Source organism: Rhizobium sp. Nf11,1 (assembly GCF_050587665.1).
Classification (GTDB): Bacteria; Pseudomonadota; Alphaproteobacteria; order Rhizobiales; family Rhizobiaceae; genus Rhizobium.
The window spans coordinates 22,777-29,567 of record NZ_JBOBHU010000035.1; the positions used below are offsets into that span (position 1 = coordinate 22,777).

The following is a 6,791-nucleotide window of genomic DNA, read 5'->3' on the forward strand; positions in this document are numbered from 1 at the left end:
AGGTCAGGCGGCCTTGCTGTGCGTGCGTCCAAGCGAGCCGAAATAGGCGTCGAATGCCGCCGCGACGGCACGGACCATGAAACGTGCATCCCGGGATACGAGAATCCGCTCGCCGCTGATCGTTACGACGCCGTCGGCCACCAGGTCGGCAAGACGTTCGTTGCGTTCGACTAGGAAGCCGGTGTCGAAACCAGAGCTGCTGCTTACCCTACCGAGATCGACCTCGAAATCGCACATCAGCCTTTCGATGATCCTGGCCCGAAGCTTGTCCTCTCCGCTGAGAAGATAACCTTTGGCCGTCGGCAGCACACCGGAGGCAACCCGCTCGGCGTAAAGACCGAGAGGCACGTGGTTCTGCATATAGCCGCTCGGCAGCCGCCCGATTGCTGAAGCGCCGAGACCGATGAGGCTATCGCAATCATCCGTGGTATAGCCCTGGAAGTTCCGTCGCATCGTGCCATTGCGCGCGGCGAGCGCGAGCTGATCCTCCGGCAGTGCAAAATGATCGAGGCCGATGCGTGCATATCCGGCTTGTTGAAGCTCTTCGGCGATGGCTTCCGCCTGCTCGTTCCGCTGTTTTGCGTCCGGCAGCGATGCTTCGTCGATGAGGCGTTGGTGCTTCTTGAAGGCGGGTATGTGGGCATAACCGAAAACGGCGAAACGTTCGGGACGCAGCTCTACGGCCAGGCGGACGGTTTCCACGCAGGATTGAACCGTCTGCTTCGGAAGGCCGTAGATCAGGTCGAAGTTGATGCTGGCCACACCTGCCGAGCGCAGCCCCACGACTGCCGCTTCGGTCTGCTCGAAGGACTGCAGCCGGTTGATTGCCGCCTGCACGATCGGATCGAAGCTCTGGACGCCGAGGCTTGCGCGATCGACACCGTTTTCGCCGAGCGCATCGATCATGGGAGCGGCCAATGTGCGTGGATCGATTTCGACTGCGACGCTGGCATCCGCTTCGAAAGCGAAGGCGCTCCTGAGCTTTCCCATCAGGGCGGAAAATTCTTGCGGCTTCATGATCGTCGGCGTGCCGCCGCCGAAATGCACGTTCCTGACGGGCACGTCGTTTCCAGCGGTGAAGGAGACGAGCTCGATCTCCTGGCTCATCACATCAAGGTATTCGACGACCGGGGCGTCCTGCCGGGTGATGGTCGTGTGGCAGCCGCAGTACCAGCACATCGAACGGCAGAACGGTACGTGCAGATAAACCGAGACAGGCCCGGCCTTTCCGATATTGGCGAGGCCGGCGGCGTATTCATCCGGCCCGACGGTGGCCGAAAAGGCCGGCGCCGTCGGGTAACTTGTGTAACGCGGAAGCCGCGCATCGCCGTATTTGGCGACCAGATCGTCGGACATGTCACATCCCTTTTCAAAAGCAGGATGCTTTATGACCTTCGGTCGCGCGCGCTTCCTTGTCCCAAATCAATGATGATGCCGTCGCCGCGAAAATCATCCGGATATTTGTCCGCTGTCAAAGTCAGCTCTTCCGAAGCCGCCTAGGGTTTCGTTCTGACACGGGACCGAGCCGCGGTCCCGTCCGTTCGAAGGACGCGGCACAAGGAAACGAGCAAGAATGACTGACGCGCAGATCCTCCAGGGTGAAAGCCCTCATATCGATGTCCGCACATTGCCACCTGCCGAGCGGCATCCCCGGATCTTCGGCACGTTGAGCGCGCTGACCCCGGGCGGCAGTTTGCTAATTACGAGCGATCACGAACCTCGACCGCTGCATTATCAGCTTGAAACCGGATTCCCCGGAAAGTTCTCCTGGGAGTATCTGGAGCAGGGCCCTGAAATCTGGCGCGTGCAGATCACCCGGCAGGATGCCGGTTGCGACTGCTGCTGCAGTAGCCACTGAGGTCGGATCGGCGCGATGATGCCTGTCGGCACAACCCTGTCGCGTTGGACGATGTCCTATTTCGGCGCGGCGCTGTTTTTCCTGCTTCTGGCCGAAAGCCTGCTTTCGGCCGGGGTTTGGACGCCCCCCTCCGCTGTCGCCGAACCCCCTGCTCTGATCGTCGTCCATTCGATGACGATTGGCTGGCTCGGCCTGTTGATGATTGGCGCACTGCTGCAGTTCACGCCGGTGCTGACGGGCCTTGGCCTGCCGACCGGGCGGCTCGACCTGCCCTGCCTTGTGGGCTCGATCGCCGGGCTCGGACTTCTCCTCTGCGGCTTCCAGCTCATCGACGCGGTATCTGCTGCGGCAGGCCCGGTTATGATCGCCGCATCGGCGATGCTGGCGGCTTCGCTCCTGTCGATCGCATGGGTGCTGTTATCAGGCCTGTGGCGCGGCCGGGCGGCGCACCCGGCCTCGCCGATCGTCATGCTCGGCCTGGCATGCCTTGCAGTGACGGTGGCGCTGGGATCGCTGTTTGCCGTCACGGTTTCGGGGCCGACGGCCACCCCCGGCATCAGCGAATTCGTTACCAATGCCGTCCCGTTCCATGCGAGCTTCGGTCTCGCCGGATGGATGACCTTTGCCGCGATCGGCGTCAGTTACAAACTGCTGCCGATGTTCCTGCTTTCCGACGAGATGAAGAAATCGCCGTTCATCCGCAGCACGGGATCGTTTGCGGCAACAACGCTTGGCTTTGCCGCGGTCGCGACGATATTCGAGCCATCCTTGGGGCAACGGGTCTTTCTTGTGGGATCGCTGTTCTTCCAGCTGCCGATTGCGGCCTATCTGGCCGAGTTGTTCCTGACCTATCGCGCAAGGCGCCGAAAAGACCTCGAATTGAACATGTCGGGATCCCTGCCCGCCTTCGTTCTGCTCGGCCTTTCGGTTCCGATGTTTGCCGTCGCCCTGGCCAGCGATGCCGGCCCGCAGATTTTTGCCGCCATAGCCTATCTGTTCGTCTTCGGCTGGCTGACGGGCCTCGGCTTGTCACAGCTCTTGAAGATCATTCCTTTCCTGACCTGGATCGAGGCGTTCGGACCACTTCTCGGACGCAGGCCCACGCCTCGGCTGGCCGACCTGCTCAATGGACGACGGGCCGCAGCCTGGCTCTGCATCTTCTATCTCGCCGTCGTCGCATCAGCGGCGGCGATCGCAGCCGGATCGGATGCCGGTTTTCGTCTTGCCGTCACGGCTCAGACTTTCGCCACGGCTGCTCTTGTCACGGAGCTTGTCCTTGCACGTCGCCTGGCGAATATCGACTCCGCCGCGAAGGGAGCACCCTTTCAACAGCCGGCGCTTTTCGTCGCCGCCAAACCACAGAGGTAACGACAATGGTTCAGCTCCGTGAACTCGACGTAAGACAGATCCTGCGCGACGGCGGCATGCCGTTTCAGCTCATCATGGACACCTTCGCAAGTCTCGATCCCGACGAAGGCGTGCGGCTTCACGCCATATTCGAGCCAGTCCCTTTGATCCGCCAGCTGGAACGTCGCGGCTATTCGCACCTCAGCCGGCGCCTTGCCGAGGACGACTGGGAAATCGATTTCGTCCCTCATCAAAAAACGGGCGGCGATCCCATAACGGCAACCGCAACGGCGGAGGCGATCTGGCCGGAGCCGAGCTGGAATCTCGATCTGACGGACCTTGCGCCGCCGGAGCCGATGGAGCGCATCCTTTCGCGCTTGGGATCGATGGAAAGCGGCGAAGTGCTGTTTGCGCTTCTGAACCGCGAGCCGCTGTTTCTGTTCAATGAGCTCAAAGCCCGCGGCCATGAATGGATCGGCGATTTCGATGCCAGCGGCAAGATCTACAGGATCATGATCAGGGCAACCCCGGCGAACGTTTCCGATGCCCGCGCATGAGATCTCCAGATCGGCAATTCTGGCAGCGCTACGCGCTATCGAGGACCCGGAGCTCGGAACCGATATCGTCGAGCTCGGGCTTGTTTACGCCGTCGGAATTTCAGATGACGGTACGGTCAGGATAGAGATGACGACCACGACCCGCTTCTGTCCGGCCTCCGCCTTCATCGCGGAGGCGGTGAAGGCGCGGACGGAAGAGATCGCCGGCGTTTCGGCCGCCACTGTCGACACGGTCTACGAGCCGGCCTGGTCGCCTGAGATGATAGGGCGGTTGCCGGGGAAGTGATGCGAATGCCGCTTGAGAACCTGGCGGCCTTTGCTGTCACGGCTGCCGCGCCGCCAGCGGTTTCCGGTTACGGCACAGGAACGGAGCATGTTCGAGCGCAAACAGGCCGAAGGCGACCGACCAGCCGAGCGCCGATAGCGTCAACAACTGCATCGTGAAAGCGGGGACCAATTCTGCCGCGGGCCTGAGGAGCGCGACCACGGCAAGCACGACATAGGATGTGTTTGTCGTCGGGCTGGACTTCAATTTTCGCCCGGTATGGCCTCGGCTTGCCCGCGTCATGACGGCCAGCATCATCATCGACATCGCGCCGATCGCAAAAAGATGCAGCACGGCGACCTGCGACAGACCGACCGAACCGAAGGCGACGGCGGCAAATCCCAGGGGAATGAAACCATAGGCGGCGTGCAGCACGAACAGGATCGGCTCCGGCCAGGTCGTCCAGCCGCGCCAGCGGATCAGCCTGATGCCGTTCATGACTGCCGCGGCGGCTGCAGACAGGCCGGTTGCGATGGAGCCGGGCGAGATCGCCCACGCGGCGAGCGAAACGGCGCCGACGATGATCGTTGCCGCATCGAACCGGCTGTAAGGCACCGGAAAATCGGTGCGGCCGCGTTGATTGATCCAGTTTCGGGTAAAACTCGGCAGGATCCGCCCTCCGACGATGGTGACGAGCAGGACGTAAGCGCCAAGGCCGAGACGCATGCCAAGTTCGGGACTGCCGACCGCGAGCACCTCGAAATGGAAGAAGATGTTGGCGAAAGACAGGACGGCCAGCCCGCCAACGACCTTCAGATCCTTCCATTTTCTTCCCGCAATCACTTCGCGGGCGGACAAGACGAGCATGAGCGGAAGGAAAAGGCTGTCCATAAAGACGGCGGCCGTCACCCAGACGCCGCTGCTCGTCAGCATGGCGATACGGCCGATGCTCCATACCGCAAAGAGGCCAACAAGCGGAGGCCCTGCAATGGGAAGGCGGCCGGTCCAGTTCGGGATTGCGGTGAGGAGAAAACCGGCGAGCACAGCGGGCGCGAAACCGAAGAGCATCTCGTGCGCGTGCCAATAGAGCGTTCCGTAATCGCCTGCCACCATGACACCGTAATTGAGGAATGCTGCCCAAAGGCCGATGCTGACGATCGCCCACAATGCTGCGGCCAGAAAGAAGGGACGAAAGCCGTAAGAGAAGAGGACCATTCCGGAGCGGCTCATTCCCCGGGGCGTTCTGGTCTCCGCGTCCTTGGTAATCTGCATGATCGATGTCTCCATTTTGATCATGCAGAAATGCCGGGACGCAAGACAGCAGTCGTTGAGATTACGCAAAGAACATCTGTCGAACTTTGTGCCGGCACAAACAATGAGTTTGCGCCACGTCAAAGATTTCCATCCGGTTTCTTCTACTCTCCCCTTCGACAGGGCGGCGTCCGCTCGGTCTTCGACTACAGGAGATTAGAATGACAAATACTCTGCAAATGACCCGGCGCACGATGCTGACGGGTGCTGCTGTTGCCGGAGCGTTGACGCCAATCATCGTATCCAGCACGGTGCAGGCCAACGAAGAGGTTGCAGCGGCCGAAGCTCTCAAGACCGCCAGACAGACCAAAGTCGACCTGGCGAAGCTTCTCCGCGAGAAAGTCGCGCTCGTCAAGCCGCCCTTCGTTCACGCTCACCAGCAGAAGGCCGAGGGCGGGCCGAAGATCAAGGAATTCACGCTGACCATCCAGGAAAAGAAGATGATCCTGGACAAGGACGGCACCGAAATCAACGCCATGACCTTTGACGGATCGGTTCCCGGTCCCCTTATGGTGGTGCATCAGGACGACTACGTCGAGCTGACGCTGGTCAATCCCGAAACCAACACACTTCAGCACAATATCGACTTCCATGCCGCGACGGGCGCACTGGGCGGCGGGGCGCTGACAGTGGTCAACCCGGGCGAGAGCACGGTCTTTCGTTTCAAGGCGACCAAGGCGGGCGTATTCGTCTATCACTGCGCCCCTCCCGGCATGGTTCCGTGGCACGTCACATCAGGCATGAACGGCGCGATCATGGTCCTGCCGCGCGAGGGTCTCAAAGACGGCAAGGGTAAGCCGCTGGTCTATGACAAGATCTATTATGTCGGGGAGCAGGACTTCTACGTCCCGCGCGACGAGACCGGCAAGTTCAAGAAATACGACAGCCCCGGCGAAGCCTATGATGACACGGTCGCAGTGATGAAAACCCTGACGCCGACCCACATCGTCTTCAACGGCGCGGTCGGCGCTCTGACCGGGGAAAATGCGATGACTGCCAAGGTCGGCGAAACCGTCCTGATCGTTCATTCGCAGGCCAACCGCGATACAAGGCCGCATCTGATCGGCGGGCACGGCGAATATGTCTGGGCAACCGGCAAATTCCTCAACCCGCCCGACACGGATCAGGAAACCTGGTTCATCCCCGGCGGCACGGCGGGTGCTGCCCTCTACACTTTCGCTCAGCCAGGCATCTATGCCTACGTGAACCATAACCTTATCGAGGCCTTCGAGCTGGGGGCGGCGGCCCACTTTAAGGTGACCGGCGAATGGGATGACGATCTCATGACCTCGGTCAGGGCGCCGTCGGCAAGCTGACCTGGCGGAGGGGGCGGTGGGGGGGGGGGGGGGGGGGGCCCCCCCCCCCCCCCCCCCTTTTGACGTGAGGCATGTTTGGCCGGGACATAATTTGGGGCAAAGAGTAGTGGGGGGCCCAGGTGGTCAAAAAAAATTAG

Annotated in this window: 7 protein-coding genes; 5 read left to right on the forward strand and 2 right to left on the reverse strand. The window is 61.3% G+C overall.

The features are described from left to right. Positions 1-3: 3 nt before the first annotated feature. On the reverse strand, positions 4-1,356 hold the full coding sequence (gene hemN, locus ACQ7C1_RS30220) for an oxygen-independent coproporphyrinogen III oxidase (protein ID WP_430960989.1): 1,353 nt from the start codon (positions 1,354-1,356) through the stop codon (positions 4-6). 217 nt (positions 1,357-1,573) lie between these two features. Here hemN and ACQ7C1_RS30225 point away from each other — a divergent pair, with 217 nt between their 5' ends. The 4 genes from ACQ7C1_RS30225 to ACQ7C1_RS30240 are packed head-to-tail and all read left to right on the forward strand — an operon-like array spanning position 1,574 to position 4,048. Then, a complete protein-coding gene (locus ACQ7C1_RS30225) occupies positions 1,574-1,858 on the forward strand; it encodes a DUF2249 domain-containing protein (protein ID WP_430960990.1) in 285 nt (94 codons plus the stop codon). Positions 1,859-1,873: 15 nt separating this feature from the next. Further along, complete coding sequence (locus ACQ7C1_RS30230) at positions 1,874-3,226, forward strand: hypothetical protein (protein WP_430960991.1); 1,353 nt, start codon at positions 1,874-1,876, stop codon at positions 3,224-3,226. Positions 3,227-3,231: 5 nt separating this feature from the next. Continuing rightward, a complete protein-coding gene (locus tag ACQ7C1_RS30235) occupies positions 3,232-3,762 on the forward strand; it encodes a DUF2249 domain-containing protein (protein WP_430960992.1) in 531 nt (176 codons plus the stop codon). After that, positions 3,749-4,048, forward strand: coding sequence for a metal-sulfur cluster assembly factor (locus tag ACQ7C1_RS30240; protein ID WP_430960993.1), 300 nt, complete (start codon positions 3,749-3,751; stop codon positions 4,046-4,048). The genes ACQ7C1_RS30235 and ACQ7C1_RS30240 overlap by 14 nt, the downstream gene beginning before the upstream one ends. Before the next feature lie 36 nt (positions 4,049-4,084). Here ACQ7C1_RS30240 and ACQ7C1_RS30245 read toward each other — a convergent pair whose 3' ends face one another. Continuing rightward, entirely contained in the window at positions 4,085-5,299 is a 1,215-nt protein-coding gene (locus tag ACQ7C1_RS30245; protein WP_430960994.1) for an NnrS family protein, read from the reverse strand. A 200-nt stretch (positions 5,300-5,499) separates the two neighbouring features. On the opposite strand from ACQ7C1_RS30245, the gene nirK reads away from it, so the two are divergent. Then, on the forward strand, positions 5,500-6,654 hold the full coding sequence (nirK, locus tag ACQ7C1_RS30250) for a copper-containing nitrite reductase (RefSeq protein WP_430960995.1): 1,155 nt from the start codon (positions 5,500-5,502) through the stop codon (positions 6,652-6,654). The last annotated feature ends 137 nt before the right edge of the window (positions 6,655-6,791 follow it).

Coding starts and splice junctions, on each gene's coding strand:
- hemN (WP_430960989.1), bottom strand. CDS start 1,356: ATGTCCGACGATCTGGTCGCCAAATACGGCGATGCGCGGCTTCCGCGT.
- ACQ7C1_RS30225 (WP_430960990.1), top strand. CDS start 1,574: ATGACTGACGCGCAGATCCTCCAGGGTGAAAGCCCTCATATCGATGTC.
- ACQ7C1_RS30230 (WP_430960991.1), top strand. CDS start 1,874: ATGATGCCTGTCGGCACAACCCTGTCGCGTTGGACGATGTCCTATTTC.
- ACQ7C1_RS30235 (WP_430960992.1), top strand. CDS start 3,232: ATGGTTCAGCTCCGTGAACTCGACGTAAGACAGATCCTGCGCGACGGC.
- ACQ7C1_RS30240 (WP_430960993.1), top strand. CDS start 3,749: ATGCCCGCGCATGAGATCTCCAGATCGGCAATTCTGGCAGCGCTACGC.
- ACQ7C1_RS30245 (WP_430960994.1), bottom strand. CDS start 5,299: ATGCAGATTACCAAGGACGCGGAGACCAGAACGCCCCGGGGAATGAGC.
- nirK (WP_430960995.1), top strand. CDS start 5,500: ATGACAAATACTCTGCAAATGACCCGGCGCACGATGCTGACGGGTGCT.